General features: G+C 70.3%; 9 protein-coding genes. 4 read left to right on the forward strand and 5 right to left on the reverse strand.

What is annotated here, in order from left to right; genetic code table 11:
• The first annotated feature begins 234 nt into the window (after positions 1-234).
• A complete protein-coding gene (locus C1A38_RS15540) occupies positions 235-879 on the forward strand; it encodes a hypothetical protein (RefSeq protein ID WP_102658530.1) in 645 nt (214 codons plus the stop codon).
• A gap of 51 nt (positions 880-930) precedes the next feature.
• Here C1A38_RS15540 and C1A38_RS15545 read toward each other — a convergent pair whose 3' ends face one another.
• The gene (locus C1A38_RS15545) at positions 931-1,749 is read right to left on the reverse strand and encodes a TrmH family RNA methyltransferase (RefSeq protein ID WP_233196848.1); all 819 of its coding nucleotides are present in this window, start codon (positions 1,747-1,749) and stop codon (positions 931-933) included.
• Positions 1,750-1,803: 54 nt separating this feature from the next.
• Positions 1,804-2,616, reverse strand: a complete 813-nt coding sequence (locus C1A38_RS15550) for a phytanoyl-CoA dioxygenase family protein (protein ID WP_102658532.1) — start codon at positions 2,614-2,616, stop codon at positions 1,804-1,806.
• 179 nt (positions 2,617-2,795) lie between these two features.
• Between C1A38_RS15550 and C1A38_RS15555 the strand changes: the two genes are divergently transcribed.
• Together C1A38_RS15555 and recQ are read left to right on the forward strand one after the other, a co-directional pair.
• Complete coding sequence (locus C1A38_RS15555) at positions 2,796-3,290, forward strand: GyrI-like domain-containing protein (protein WP_102658533.1); 495 nt, start codon at positions 2,796-2,798, stop codon at positions 3,288-3,290.
• A 34-nt stretch (positions 3,291-3,324) separates the two neighbouring features.
• Positions 3,325-5,229: a DNA helicase RecQ gene (gene recQ / locus C1A38_RS15560; protein ID WP_233196846.1), complete on the forward strand. Its 1,905-nt coding sequence runs from the start codon at positions 3,325-3,327 to the stop codon at positions 5,227-5,229.
• A 38-nt stretch (positions 5,230-5,267) separates the two neighbouring features.
• Here recQ and uvrC read toward each other — a convergent pair whose 3' ends face one another.
• On the reverse strand, positions 5,268-7,205 hold the full coding sequence (gene uvrC, locus C1A38_RS15565; protein WP_102658534.1) for an excinuclease ABC subunit UvrC: 1,938 nt from the start codon (positions 7,203-7,205) through the stop codon (positions 5,268-5,270).
• A gap of 193 nt (positions 7,206-7,398) precedes the next feature.
• Here uvrC and C1A38_RS15570 point away from each other — a divergent pair, with 193 nt between their 5' ends.
• Positions 7,399-10,659, forward strand: a complete 3,261-nt coding sequence (locus C1A38_RS15570) for a penicillin acylase family protein (RefSeq protein WP_102658535.1) — start codon at positions 7,399-7,401, stop codon at positions 10,657-10,659.
• Positions 10,660-10,755: 96 nt separating this feature from the next.
• Here C1A38_RS15570 and C1A38_RS15575 read toward each other — a convergent pair whose 3' ends face one another.
• Together C1A38_RS15575 and uvrA are read right to left on the reverse strand one after the other, a co-directional pair.
• Positions 10,756-11,235, reverse strand: coding sequence for a Rieske (2Fe-2S) protein (locus C1A38_RS15575; RefSeq protein WP_102658536.1), 480 nt, complete (start codon positions 11,233-11,235; stop codon positions 10,756-10,758).
• Between the two features lie 126 nt (positions 11,236-11,361).
• Positions 11,362-14,361, reverse strand: a complete 3,000-nt coding sequence (gene uvrA / locus C1A38_RS15580) for an excinuclease ABC subunit UvrA (protein WP_102658537.1) — start codon at positions 14,359-14,361, stop codon at positions 11,362-11,364.
• Positions 14,362-14,532: the final 171 nt, after the last annotated feature.

Here is a 14,532-nt window from a genome sequence, read left to right on the forward strand (position 1 = left end):
GCGCTCCGGTCAGGCCGACCGGGCATGGTCAAAGCGACTCTAGTGCGGCCTGCCGGACCGTTGCCACCGACGCCCCGGGGCTCCCCCGCCAGCCCGATAACGCCGGTCAACCCGGCTGTCGACCACCTGCCCACCTGCCATGACGGCGGACTGCCCGCCGGTCTTGTCGGTTGGCTGCTCGGCCTTGTCGGCTGACTGACGGCGCGCGGCCGGCGACGGCGCTATTCTCCGGCCATGGGCAGACACGGAGCGCGACTGCGCTGGGTGGTGGCCCTCGTCTCGGTCACCGTCGCGGTACTGGCCACGATCGACCACGTGCGGCAACGCGAACGTGAGCACAACGCCGGCCCCGACGCGGTCACCGTCACCGTCGAGGCGATGCTGCCGCAGCCGGACCAGGTGGCCGACCTGGTCAGCGCGTACGGCTGGCGCAACGGCTCCGCCCCGGTCGGGGACCCCGACAACCAGTCCGTGCTGCTGCGGTTGCGGTGGTCCGGCCCGGGCCAGCCCGGCACCTATCAGGTGATCCTGCTGGACAACCGGCTCGACCCGCCCCGGGTGGTGCCCCCGAGCGGTGGCTGGGACGCCGCCGGCAGCACCGGGTTCAACTGGGCCGAATCGTACGAGACACTTGCCGCCCGGTACGACTTCCTCGCCGGTGCCGTCTCCCGTCCGGAGTCGAGCGACTCGCTGCGTACCCCGGACAACCTCGGCGCGGTCAGCACCCGTGCGGCCGCCGAGGGCGACCTGGTGGCCCTGTTCCGGATGGGCCCCGCCGCCACCCCCCTCACCGACCCCGCCGACCTGCTGGTCGCCGTCTGCTACGTCGACCCCACCGGCACCCCCCGCTGGGCCAAACCCGTCCCCGTGCCTTCCTGAGCCGGTCAGCAGCGGTGGAGAGCCTTGCGGCGATTCGCGACGACCAGTGCGCTACCGGCGGGCGGCAGCAGTCCGCTGCCGTGCCGACTCGTACAGCACGACGGTCGCGGCGGTCGCCGCGTTCAGTGAGCTGGCTGCCCCGGACATCGGGATCCGGACAACCTGGTCGCAGGCCTCACGCCAGCCGGAGCTGAGACCGGTGGTCTCATTGCCGATCACGATCAGCGTTGGTTGCCTGAAGTCGTAATCGGCGACATCCAGCGCGCCCAGCTCATCGGTTCCCACGACGCTCATGCCGATGCCGCCCGCACGGACGTCGACGCCCCAGGACAGCACGGCCTGACGGGCGGGCACCCGAACCACTGGCAGAGCGAACAGCGAGCCGGTGCTCGCCCGGACTGCCTTCGGGTCGTACACGTCGGCGGCGTGGCCGGTGATGATGACGCCGGAGGCGCCGAATGCGTCTGCGGACCGGACGAGGGTCCCGATGTTGCCGGGACTGGTCGGCCGATCGAACACGACCGTGAGCATGGTCGGTCCGGTCGGGATACGGCGCAGGTCGTCCTCCGGCAGCGCGACCACGGCCAGCAACTCTGGCACGTCGTCCGCCTTACCTCCCAGCTCGTGCATCAGTTCACGGGAGACGGCGATCTTCTCGGCCCGGACCGTTTCCAGCAGGTCGCGTGCCCAGCCGGACAGCGCAACGCCTGTGTTGTACAGCAGCTCTCGGATCTGCCAACCGTGTTCGACGGCCATGACAATCGGACGCACGCCCTGCACGAGGAATTCGCCGCGACGTTGCCGTTTGGTCCGATTGTGCAGGAGGGCCTCCCACTGCTGGAATCGCGCGTTGCGACCACTCACCCGCAGAACCACCCTTGTCCCCGCCTCCGTCGTACATCACCCATGCCACGCCTGGCACGCCTACCCGGCATTGTCGTCGGTACCTACCCCGTCCCGATCGGGGGTGTCCTGTCCAAGACCCCGACGGATCGCGATCTCCACGGGTGAGTAGGCGCCGTCGGCCCGCTCCAATTCGTACGGCGCGGCCGGCATCAGCGGCGGCTGGGCCATGAAGCGCGGCCGTGTCCCGTGGTGCGGTTGCGCCGCGTGCACCAGGAACGGATGGCACAGAAAGACGTCGCCCGGGGACCCGGTGGCGAGGGCGAGTGGCCGGTGGCTGGATGCCGCCACCAGGTCGGGCGCAAGTTCCAGCCCGCTCGCCCCGTTCTCCCCGTACTTCTCCAGCACCCTCGGCACGTCGAGGTGTGAGCCGACCCGGATCCGGGTCGGGGCGTCCTCCTCACCGACCTCGCTGAACAGAAACAGCATCAGCAGCGCCCGGCCACGGGAAAGCACATTCGTGAAGTACCAGCTCTCGCCCTCCGGCAGATAGCTGCCCTCGATGTGCCAGCCCGCGTCGTTCGGCTCCTCTTCGTGCGGGAAGCGCAGCGGGAACGTGCCCAGCGAGTAGCGCGGCTCCCAGCGTCCCGCGCCGACCAGCAGGTCGTACGCGTGATGGAGGAACGGGGAATTGGGTGCGGCGGCGAACGGCCCCTGCGCCATGCCCTCCACCCAGTGCACGGGCTGTCTCCACGTCGCTGGGTCGTCCGGGTCGCAGCCCGTCTCTCGCCACAGCAGCCGCGCGCAGTCCGCAGCCACCCGCGGCGCGACGGCACCTGCCAACTTGACGAAGCCGTCGCGAAGAAAGCGGGACACCAGTGTTGTGTCATCCATGGCCTCATCATGCGGCGACATCGATTCCGCTCACCCGACACTTTCCGCGCGGCTTCTGTCGGGTGTGTTGCCGCAGCGCTGCCGCACGATCGGATCGGAGGAACGACGATCAGCCGCGACCGGTACGCCGTCGATCACCCCAGCTCAGGTTCCGCCTACCTGTCGAAGGAAGCGAACACATGGACACTCGCATCGTCGACCATCCCGCGTTCCGGCTCGTGGGGCACGCTGCTCGCGTTCCGCTGATCCACCGAGGCATCAACCCGTACATCCAGCAGCACATCGCCGCGCTGCCGGCCGAGGAGCACCTGCGCTTGAAGGCACTCGGCAACGCTGAGCCGAGCGGCCTGCTCGCGGTCAGCGACGACCTCGACGCCGACTACGGCGAGGGCAGCGAGCTGACCTACCTGCATGGGGTCGCCGTGTCCCCCAGCACGCCGATCCCGGGCGGCCTCGACATCATCGAGGTCCCGGCCGGCACATGGGTGGTCATCCGTACGGCGGGGCCGCATCCGCAGACCCTTCAGAATGCCTGGGCCATGGCCGCAGCCGAATGGTTTCCCTTCAATCCGTGGCGGCTGCGGCGAGGCCCGGAGATCGTCGCGGTGCCCGATCCGGCGAACGATTTCAGCACCGCGACCTGCGATCTCTGGCTGCCCATCGAACCGGCGTAGCGGCCCGGCGAGCGGCTGCTCATAGAATCCTCGGATGGCCTCTCCCGCCGACGTGAGTACCAGTGACCTGAGCATCGCTGAGGTGACCAGCGGCGACGCGCCCGCCGGTGAGAAGGTGACTGCGGCGCTGGAGGTGCTACGGCGGGTCTTCGGGTACGACGCCTTCCGGGGTTTCCAGCGCGAGGTCATCGACCACGTGGTCGACGGCGGGGACGCGCTGGTACTGATGCCGACCGGGGGCGGCAAGTCGCTGTGCTACCAGATCCCGGCGCTGGTCCGCGACGGCGTCGCGGTGGTTATCTCGCCGCTGATCGCGTTGATGCAGGACCAGGTGGACGCGTTGACCGCGGTCGGCGTGAAGGCCGGTTTCCTCAACTCCACCCTCGATCTGGACACCCGTCGGCTGGTCGAGGCGGAGTTCGTGGCCGGGGAGATCGACCTGCTCTATCTGGCCCCGGAAGCGCTGGCCAGCCGGGCCACGCTGAGCCTGCTGGACCGGGGGCGGATCAGCCTGTTCGCCATCGACGAGGCGCACTGCGTGTCGCAGTGGGGGCATGACTTCCGCCCCGACTATCTCAACCTGTCGATGCTGCACGAGCGGTGGCCTGGGGTGCCGCGCATCGCGCTGACCGCCACCGCGACCAGCGCCACCCGGTCGGAGATCGCCACCCGGCTCAACCTGACCGAGGCCCGGCACTTCGTGGCCAGCTTCGACCGGCCCAACATCCAGTACCGGATCGTGCCGAAGCGGGAGCCGCGCAAGCAACTGCTGGCTCTGCTGCGCGACGAGCATCCGGGGGATGCCGGGATCGTCTACTGCCTGTCCCGCGCCTCGGTGGAGAAGACCGCCGAGTTCCTGGTCGCCAACGGCATCGACGCGCTGCCGTACCACGCCGGTCTGGACGCGGCGACGCGCGCGGCCAACCAGCAGCGGTTCCTGCGGGCCGACGGGGTGGTGATGGTGGCGACCATCGCCTTCGGGATGGGCATCGACAAGCCGGACGTCCGCTTCGTCGCCCACCTCGACCTGCCCAAGTCGGTCGAGGGCTACTACCAGGAGACCGGGCGCGCGGGCCGCGACGGGCTACCGTCGACCGCCTGGCTGGCGTACGGACTGCAGGACGTCGTGCAGCAGCGCAAGATGATCGACACGTCCGAGGGCGACCTGGCGCACCGACGGAACCTCGCCACCCACCTGGACGCGATGCTGGCGCTCTGCGAGACGGTCCGCTGCCGTCGGGTGCAGTTGCTGGAGTACTTCGGCGAGCCGGCCACCGGGAACTGCGGCAACTGCGACACCTGCCTGGAGCCGCCGGAGTCGTGGGACGGCACGGTGCCCGCGCAGAAGCTGCTCTCCACGGTGTTCCGGCTCGATCGGGAACGCAACCAGCGCTTCGGTGCCGGGCACTGCATCGACATCCTGCTGGGCCGCAGCAACGACAAGATCACTCAACATCGGCACGACTCGCTCACCGTGTTCGGCATCGGCGGTGAACTCAGCGAGGCCGAGTGGCGTGGCGTGGTGCGGCAACTGCTGGCCGAGGGGCTGCTGGCCGTCGAGGGCGACTACGGCACCCTGGCGCTCACCGACGCCAGCGCCGAGGTGCTGGGCCGGCGGCGTACCGTGATGCTGCGCCGCGAGGCGGCCCGCCCCGCGCGTGCGGCGCGCACCGCCAAGCCGCGGGGTGCGGCCACCATGGTCGCCGAACTGACCCCCGAGGCGACCGGCACCTTCGAACGGCTGCGCGCCTGGCGGGGAGCGACCGCCAAGGACCAGGGCGTGCCCGCGTACGTCATCTTCCACGACGCGACGCTGCGCCAGATCGCCGCCGACGCCCCGTCCTCGCTGGCCGAGCTGTCCCGGATCAGCGGCGTCGGCGAGAACAAGCTCGCCAAGTACGGCGAGCAGATCCTCGAAGTGCTCTCCGGGGCCGACTGAGGGCAGTACCGAACACCGCTGTGTCACAGGCACGGCGGTCAGTCGGTGGACGGTTCCTTGTCGCCGTTGAGGGCGGACAGGATCGCCTGGGCGGTGCGGGGGCCGACGCCGGGAACCTCGGTGATCTCCTCGACGGTGGCCGCCGAGAGGCGCTTGAGCGAGCCGAAGTGCCGCAGCAGGGCCTTGCGGCGTACATCGCCCAGGCCGGGGATGTCGTCCAGGGCGGAGGCGGTCATCCGCTTGGAGCGACGCTGCCGGTGGAAGGTGATGGCGAAGCGGTGCGCCTCGTCGCGTACCCGTTGCAGCAGGTAGAGCCCTTCCGAGGTGCGCGGCAGGATGACCGGGAAGTCGTCGTCGGGCAGCCACACCTCCTCCAGCCGCTTGGCCAGACCGCACAGCGCCACGTCGTCGATGCCCAATTCGGCGAGGGCCTGCGCGGCGGCGGCGACCTGCGGCGCACCGCCGTCGACCACCACCAACTGCGGCGGGTACGCGAACTTGCGCGGTCGCCCGGTGGTCGGGTCGACGCCGGGGCGGTCCGGATCCACGGCGGTCTCCTCGCCGATCTCGCCGGTCTCGGCGCGCACGTCGAGGTAGCGGGCGAAGCGGCGGCGCAGCACCTCGGACATCGCCGACAGGTCGTCGGTGGCGCCCCGGACGATGAAGCGGCGGTACTCGCTCTTGCGGGGCAGGCCGTCCTCGAAGACGACCATGCTGGCCACCACGTCGCTGCCCTGGATCTGGGAGACGTCGAAGCACTCGATGCGCAGCGGCGCGGTCCGCATGCCGAGCGCCTCGCTGATCTCGTCGAGGGCCTTGCTGCGGGTGGTCAGGTCGCCGGCCCGCTTGAGCTTGTGCCGGGCGAGGGCGTCCTTGGCGTTGCGCTCCACCGTCTCCAGCAGGGCCCGCTTGTCGCCGCGCTGCGGCACCCGCAGGCTGACCCGGCTGCCCCGGTGGGTGGCCAGCCAGTCGGCCAGCGCCTCGGCGTCGGCGGGCAGCTCCGGCACCAGCAGTTCGCGCGGCACGTCGGCCTCGCCGCGCTCACCGCCGTAGACCTGCGTGCAGAAGTGGTGCACCAGGTCGCCGGTGGTGAGGTCCTCGGTCTTCTCCACCACCCAGCCGCGCTGGCCCCGCACCCGGCCGCCCCGGACGTGGAAGACCTGCACCGCGGCTTCCAGTGGGTCGTCGGCGAAGGCGACCACGTCGGCGTCGGTGCCGTCGCCGAGCACGACTGTCTGCTTCTCCATCGCCCGGCGCAGCGCGGCGACGTCGTCGCGCAGCCGTGCCGCCCGCTCGAACTCCAACTCGGCGCTGGCCTGGGCCATCTCGCGTTCCAGCCGGCGCACCATGCTGTCGGTGCGCCCGGCCATGAAGTCGCAGAACCCGTCGACGATCTCGCGGTGCTGCTCGGCGGTGACGCTGCCGACGCAGGGCGCGGAGCACTTGTCGATGTAGCCCAGCAGGCAGGGCCGACCGACCTGGCCGGCGCGCTTGAACACCCCGGCGGAGCAGGTCCGCGCCGGGAAGACCCGCAGCAGCAGGTCGAGCGTCTCGCGGATCGCCCAGGCATGGGAGTACGGCCCGAAGTAGCGCACCCCCTTGCGCTTGGCCCCGCGCATGACCTGCAACCGCGGATATTCCTCGTCAAGGGTGACCGCGAGGTAGGGGTACGACTTGTCGTCGCGGTAGCGGACGTTGAACCTCGGGTCGTACTGCTTGATCCAGGTGTATTCGAGCTGGAGCGCCTCGACCTCGGTGCCGACGGTGACCCAGTCGACCGCCTCGGCGGTGGTGACCATCTGCCGGGTGCGGTCGTGCAGCCCCAGCAGGTCGGCGAAGTAGGAGTTGAGGCGGCTGCGCAGGTTCTTCGCCTTGCCGACGTAGATCACCCGGCCGGTGCCGTCGCGGAACCGGTAGACCCCCGGGGACTCCGGGATGGTGCCGGGGGCGGGACGGTAGGTCGACGGATCAGCCACGCTCCGAGCCTATCCGCCGCCCCCGACAGCCCGAATCGTCCCTGGTCGACGCCTTCCCGCCCGACTGTGTCGACAGCGCCGACCATCCGGATTGACGTCTTCCAATATCGACCGGTGCGGCCTACCATCCAGTAACCGAAAGTTCTTCATGTAATGATCCCGCCCGATGGCCCCCCGTCCACAGAGGATCGCCATGTCTGCTCGTACCGCCACCCGCCGGCTGTTCGCCGGTGCGACCGGCGCCATCGCCGTCGCCGCCCTGCTGGTCGCCGTCCCGCCCAGCGCCACCGCCACCACCACCGCAGCCGCGCCCGCGAACAACACCCTCGCGGTGAACGTCGCCAGCGCCTTCGCCGGCAACGACTACTGCCTCGGCGAGTGCTCGGAGATCCTGCCGCCCGGCCAGAACGGCAACGCCACCCTTGTCGAGATCCTCGGCAACCAGGCCTTCGGCACCCTGCCCCGCCACTCCGCCGACCAACTCGACAAGTACGCCAACCTCGTCTACGGCTACGCCGGGCTGCGCGAGGAGCAGATCGGCAACTTCTTCCACGACGCCGCCTTCGGTGTCGCCCCCAACCAGGTCGAACGCGACTACTCCCCGCGCTCCGACGTGCGCATCGTGCGGGACAAGGCCACCGGCGTACCGCACATCACCGGCACCACCCGGGCCGGCACCATGTACGGCGCGGGCTACGCCGGCGCCGAGGACCGACTGTTCACCATGGACCTGCTGCGCCACGTCGGCCGGGGCACGCTGACCTCCTTCGCCGGCGGCGCCCCCGGCAACCGCGCCCTGGAACAGAGCGTCTGGCGCACCTCCCCCTACACCGAGGCCGACCTGGCCGCCCAGGTCGAGGCGCTGCGGCGCAAGGGCGGGGCGCGCGGCGAGCAGCTCTACGCCGACGTGCAGGAGTACATCGCCGGCATCAACGCGTACATCCGCACCTGCATGTCGGGTCGCAACTGCCCCGGCGAGTACGTGCTGACCGGTCACATGGATGCGATCACCAACGCCGGTGGACCCAAGCCGTTCACCATGACCGACCTGATCGCCATCGCCGGGGTGGTCGGCGGCCTGTTCGGCGGCGGTGGCGGCAACGAGATGCAGTCCGCGCTGGTCCGCATCGCCGCCCGCGCCAAGTACGGACCGGTCGAGGGCGACCGGGTGTGGAACGGCTTCCGGGGCCAGAACGACCCGGAGACCGTGCTGACCCTGCACGACGGGCAGAGCTTCCCGTACGGTGACGCCTCCCCCGACGCCCCCAGCGTGGTGCTGCCCGACGCGGGTTCCGCCCGGGTCGAGCCGGTCGTCACCGACCCCACCGGCTCCGCCACCACCGCCGGCACCAACAGCTCCTCGGAGCTGGCCGCCGCGCTGTCCGGGCTGACCATCACCCCGGCCAACCGGGGCATGTCCAACGCGGCGGTGATCTCCGCCGAGCACTCCGCGACCGGCCACCCGATCGCCGTGTTCGGACCGCAGACCGGCTACTTCTCCCCGCAACTGCTGATGGTCCAGGAGCTGCAGGGCCCCGGCATCAGCGCCCGGGGCGCCGCCTTCGCCGGACTCAACCTGTACGTGCTGCTCGGCCGGGGCCAGGACTACGCCTGGAGCGCCACCTCCGCCGTCCACGACATCACCGACACGTACGCGGTGCCGCTGTGCGTACCCGGTGGCGGCACGCCCAGCCTGGCCAGCAACCACTACCTGTTCCGCGGCCAGTGCCTGGCGATGGAGGAACTGTCGCACGTCAACAGGTGGAACCCGACAGTCGCCGACAGCACCCCGGCCGGGTCGTACAAGCTGGTCGCCTGGCGTACGAAGCTGGGCCTGGTGGCCTGGCGCGGCACCGTCGGCGGCGTCCCGCACGCCTTCACCCAACTGCGCTCCACCTACGGGCGGGAGGCCGACTCGGCGATCGGTTTCCAGATGTTCAACGACCCGACCCAGATGGGCACCGCCTCGGCGTTCCTGGAGTCGGCCCACAACGTCGAGTACGCCTTCAACTGGTTCTACGTCAACTCGACCCAGTCGGCGTACTTCAACTCCGGGCTCAACCCGGTGCGGCCCGCCGGCAGCAACCCGAACCTGCCGATGCGCGCCGATCGGGCCTACGAGTGGCAGGACTTCGACCCGGACACCCGCACCGCCCGGTACGCGCCACGGTCGGCCCACCCCCAGTCGATCGACCAGGACTACTACATCAGCTGGAACAACAAGCAGGCCAAGGACTTCGGGGCGGCCGACGGCAACTTCAGCTTCGGCGCCGTACACCGGGGTGACCTGCTGGACAAGCCGGTGAAGGCGGCCATCACGGCGGGGCGCAAGTTCGACCGGGCCTCGCTCACCGAGTTGGTGCAGCGGGCCGGGCTGACCGACCTGCGCGGCGCGGAGGTGCTCGACGAGCTGATCCGGGTGCTGGAGAGCCAGCCGGTCACCGACACCGCCCTCACGGCCGAGATCAACCGGTTGAAGGCGTGGCGTCAGGCCGGGGCGCTGCGGGTGGAGACCGCCAAGGGCAGCAAGGTGTACCAGCACGCCGAGGCGATCCGTACCTTCGACGCCTGGTGGCCGCTGCTGGTCCGGGGGATGTTCCGGGACCCGCTCGGCCCCGACCTCTACCAGTCGCTGATCAACACCCTGCAGGTCAACGAGTCACCGTCGGGCCTGCAACAGGGTGACGTGTCGAACCTGCCGTCCTCGGCCAACGGGGCACAGACCCACAAGGGATCGGCGTTCCAGTACGGCTGGTGGGGTTACGTCGACAAGGACCTGCGGGCGGTGCTCGGTGCCCCGGTCGCCGGTGGCCCCGGGCGTACCTTCTGCGGCAACGGCAACCTGGGCGCGTGCCGGCAGATCCTGCTGGACACCCTGCGCACGGCGGCGGCCACCCCGGCCACCACGACCTACCCGGGCGACGCCAGCTGCGCGGCCGGCGACCAGTGGTGCGCCGACGCGATCATCCAGTCGCCGCTGGGCGGCATCAAGCACGCCACCATCGCCTGGCAGAACCGGCCCACCTACCAGCAGGTGGTCTCGTTCCCGGCGCGCCGCGGCGACGACCTGACCAACCTGGCCGCCGGTCGGTCGGTGACCGCCTCCAGCAGCCAACTCGGCAACGGCGCCGCCCGGGCCGTCGACGGGAACCTCGGCACCCGCTGGGCGAGTTCCTGGTCGGACAACCAGTGGATCCGGGTGGACCTGGGCAGCGTCCGGCAGGTCGGCCGGGTGGTGCTGGCCTGGGAGGCGGCGTACGCCCGGTCGTACCGGATCGAGGTCTCCAGCGACGGAAGCACCTGGCGGCCGGTGTGGTCGACCACGGCGGGCGACGGCGGCACCGACGTGGTGGCCTTCACCCCGCAGCAGGCCCGCCACGTCCGGATGACCGGCCTCACCCGCGGCACCTCCTACGGCTTCTCCCTGTGGGAACTGTCCGTGTACGCCCACTGAACGCGATCGGCCGTGGCCCGGGGCTGCCCCCGGCCACGGCCGATGCGACTGGATCCGTACCGGTGGGTCGTCGTCGACGGCCCACCGGCCGGCGGGTCAGGCGAGCGCGATCTGGTCGCCGGAGACCTTGACGTCCTTGCGTCCCAGCGGCGCGGGGGACGGACCGGACTGCACCGAGCCGTCCTCGATCGAGAACCGGCTGTTGTGGCAGACACAGTTGATCGTGCCGCCCTCGATTGTCGTCACGTTGCACCCCTGGTGCGGGCACTTCGGGTCGAAGCCACGGAACTCGCCAGGCGACGGCTGGGTGATCACGATCCCCTGGGCGGACAGGATGGCGCCCCCGCCGACCGGAATGTCGCTGGTCCGGGCCAGGGACTGGCTGTCCTGGCGGCCGCCCCCGCCCGCGTCGCCGGTGTTCGTCACCTGCGGACCCGGGCTGGTGTTCGCCGCGCCGTCGTCGTCCCCGCCGCCGCAGGCGGCCAACATCGCCGCCGCCCCGGCCGCACCCGCACCGGCCAGCAGCGCCCGCCGTGTCCGCACCGGCCGCACCCCCGCCACCTGGTCGTCAGTCATCCCCGCACCCTCCTCGGCTACCACCGTGCATGATCCTCGTCAGGTTTTCGCAACCCGGACCACTCTGCCTGGCGGTTCACCCGATCGACCACTCGCTTGCGCCTACGCCATTGGCCGGAGGCCCGGTCAGCCGGCCGCGACGCTCTTGCGTCCGGCACGCGCCTTGGTCCCGGTCGTCTTGGTCGCGGTCGTCTTCGCCCCGGTTGTCTTGGTCGCGGTCGTCTTGTTGCCGTTCGCCTTGGCCGCGCGGGCGGTGGCCGCCGCCGCACCCTTGGCCGTGCCGTCGAGCTTGAGCACGGTACGCAGGAACTGCCCGGTGTGGCTCTCGGCGACCTCGGCGACCTCCTCCGGGGTGCCGGTGGCGAGCACGGTGCCGCCCCGGTGCCCGCCCTCGGGACCCATGTCGATCAACCAGTCGGCGCTCTTGATCACGTCGAGGTTGTGCTCGATGGTGATCACCGTGTTGCCCTTGTCGACCAGGCCCTCCAGCACCATCAGCAGCTTGCGGATGTCCTCGAAGTGCAGGCCGGTGGTCGGCTCGTCGAGCACGTAGACCGTCCGCCCGGTGGAACGCTTCTGCAACTCGGAGGCGAGCTTGACCCGCTGCGCCTCACCACCGGAGAGCGTCGGCGCCGGCTGACCAAGGCGTACGTAGCCCAGACCCACGTCGACAAGGGTCTTGAGGTGCCGGTGGATGGCCGGGATGGCGGAGAAGAACTCCGCCGCCTCCTCGATCGGCATCTCCAGCACGTCGGAGACGGTCTTGCCCTTGTAGTGCACCTCCAGGGTCTCCCGGTTGTACCGGGCGCCCTTGCAGACCTCGCACGGCACGTACACGTCGGGTAGGAAGTTCATCTCGATCTTGATCGTGCCGTCGCCGGAGCACGCCTCGCAGCGGCCACCCTTGACGTTGAACGAGAACCGACCGGGGCCGTACCCGCGCACCTTGGCCTCGGTGGTCTCGGCGAACAGCTTGCGGACGTGGTCCCAGACACCGGTGTAGGTGGCCGGATTGGATCGCGGCGTACGCCCGATCGGCGACTGGTCGACGCCGACGACCTTGTCCACGTGCTCCAGCCCGGAGACCCGGGTGTGTCGGCCGGGCACCAGCCGGGCACCGTTGATCTGGTTGGCCAGCACCGCGTACAGGATGTCGTTGACCAGTGTCGACTTGCCGGAGCCGCTGACCCCGGTGACCGCGATCAGCTGGCCCAGCGGGAAGCTCACCGTCAGGTTGCGCAGGTTGTGCTCGCGGGCGCCGTGCACCACCAGTTCCCGGCCCGGGGTCTGCGGCCGGCGGCCCTTCGGGGTCGGGATCTCCCGCCGACCCGACAGGTACGCCCCGGTGATCGACTCCGGGTTCGCCAGTAGCGCCGGCACCGAGCCGCTGTGCACGATCTGCCCACCGTGCTCCCCCGCGCCCGGCCCGATGTCGACGATCCAGTCGGCGGTGCGGATGGTGTCCTCGTCGTGCTCCACCACGATCAGCGTGTTGCCCAGCCCACGCAGCCGGACCAGGGTCTCGATCAGCCGGTGGTTGTCACGCTGGTGCAGACCGATGGAGGGCTCGTCCAGCACGTAGAGCACACCGACCAGCCCGGAACCGATCTGGGTGGCCAGCCGGATGCGCTGCGCCTCGCCACCGGACAGGGTGCCGGCCGGACGGTCCAGGGACAGGTAGTCCAGACCGACGTCGAGCAGGAAGCGCAGCCGGGCGTTGATCTCCTTGAGCACCCGCTCGGCGATCAACTTCTGCCGGTCGGTCAACTCGATGCCGGCCAGCAGGTCGGCGCACTCACCGACGGACAGGTTGCAGACCTCGGCGATGCTGCGCCCGGCCAGCGTGACGGCGAGCACCTCGGGCTTGAGCCGGGCACCGCCGCAGGCGGCACACGGCACGTCGCGCATGTAGCCCTCGTACTTCTCCCGCGACCACTCGCTCTCGGTGTCGGAGTGCCGGCGCTCGATCCACTGCACCACGCCCTCGAAGCCGGTGTAGTACGAGCGCTCCCGGCCGTACTTGTTGCGGTAGCGCACGTGCACCTGGTCGTCGGAGCCGTGCAGGATCGTCTTCTGCGCCCGCGACGGCAACGCCCGCCAGGGCGTGTCGATGTCGAAGTGCTGGGCCTCGCCGAGGGCCTCCAGCAGGCGCAGGAAGTATTCCAGGTTGTGGCCGGTGGCCCAGGGCTGGATCGCGCCCTCGCGCAGGGTGCGCTCCGGGTCGGGAATGAGCAGCTCCGGGTCGACCTCCTTCTTGGTGCCCAGGCCGGTGCACTCCGGGCAGGCGCCGTACGGCGCGTTGAAGGAGAAGACCCGCGGCTCCAGATCCTCGATCGCCAGCGGGTGGTCGTTGGGGCAGGCCAGGTGCTCGGAGTAGCGGCGCTCCCGCTCCGGGTCGCCCTCGGGCACGTCGACGAAGTCGAGCAGGACCAGGCCGCCGGAGAGCCCCAGCGCCGCCTCGACCGAGTCGGTGAGCCGCTGCTTGGCGCTGGGCTTCACGCTGAGCCGGTCGATCACCACCTCGATGGTGTGCTTCTCCTGCTTCTTGAGCTTCGGCGGGTCGGTGAGCTGGTGCACCACGCCGTCGACCCGGGCGCGGGCGTACCCCTTGGCCTGGAGTTCGGCGAACAGGTCGACGTACTCACCCTTGCGACCGCGTACCACCGGGGCGAGCACCATGAACTTGGTGCCCTCGGCCATCGCCAGGACCCGGTCGACGATCTGCTGCGGACTCTGCTTGGAGATCCGCTCGCCGCAGACCGGGCAGTGCGGCTCGCCCACCCGGGCGAACAGCAACCGCAGGTAGTCGTAGACCTCGGTGATGGTGCCGACGGTGGAGCGCGGGTTACGTGAGGTGGATTTCTGGTCGATCGACACCGCCGGGCTCAGGCCCTCGATGAAGTCGACGTCCGGTTTGTCCATCTGGCCGAGGAACTGTCGGGCGTACGACGACAGCGACTCGACGTACCGGCGCTGCCCCTCGGCGAAGATCGTGTCGAACGCCAGACTCGACTTGCCCGACCCGGACAGCCCGGTGAACACGATCAGCGCGTCCCGGGGTAGGTCGAGGCTGACGTCACGCAGGTTGTGCTCGCGTGCGCCACGGATGATCAGACGGTCGGCCACGGTCCGTGTACTCCCGGGTGAGGATGACGAGGAGGATCTGTCCGCTTCGGGATCAACCCAGCCTTTGGGATCAACCCAGCGGTTGTGCCAGCGCGGAGAGCGCGCCCCGGCAACTGTAGACCCGCCCTACGACAACTTCCCCCCGCCACACAACCCCACCCCACACTCCCT

The organism is Verrucosispora sp. ts21, assembly GCF_002879555.1.
GTDB classification, from domain to species: domain Bacteria; phylum Actinomycetota; class Actinomycetes; order Mycobacteriales; family Micromonosporaceae; genus Micromonospora; species Micromonospora gifhornensis.

Coding starts and splice junctions, on each gene's coding strand:
- C1A38_RS15540 (WP_102658530.1), top strand. CDS start 235: ATGGGCAGACACGGAGCGCGACTGCGCTGGGTGGTGGCCCTCGTCTCG.
- C1A38_RS15550 (WP_102658532.1), bottom strand. CDS start 2,616: ATGGATGACACAACACTGGTGTCCCGCTTTCTTCGCGACGGCTTCGTC.
- C1A38_RS15555 (WP_102658533.1), top strand. CDS start 2,796: ATGGACACTCGCATCGTCGACCATCCCGCGTTCCGGCTCGTGGGGCAC.
- recQ (WP_233196846.1), top strand. CDS start 3,325: ATGGCCTCTCCCGCCGACGTGAGTACCAGTGACCTGAGCATCGCTGAG.
- C1A38_RS15570 (WP_102658535.1), top strand. CDS start 7,399: ATGTCTGCTCGTACCGCCACCCGCCGGCTGTTCGCCGGTGCGACCGGC.
- C1A38_RS15575 (WP_102658536.1), bottom strand. CDS start 11,235: ATGACTGACGACCAGGTGGCGGGGGTGCGGCCGGTGCGGACACGGCGG.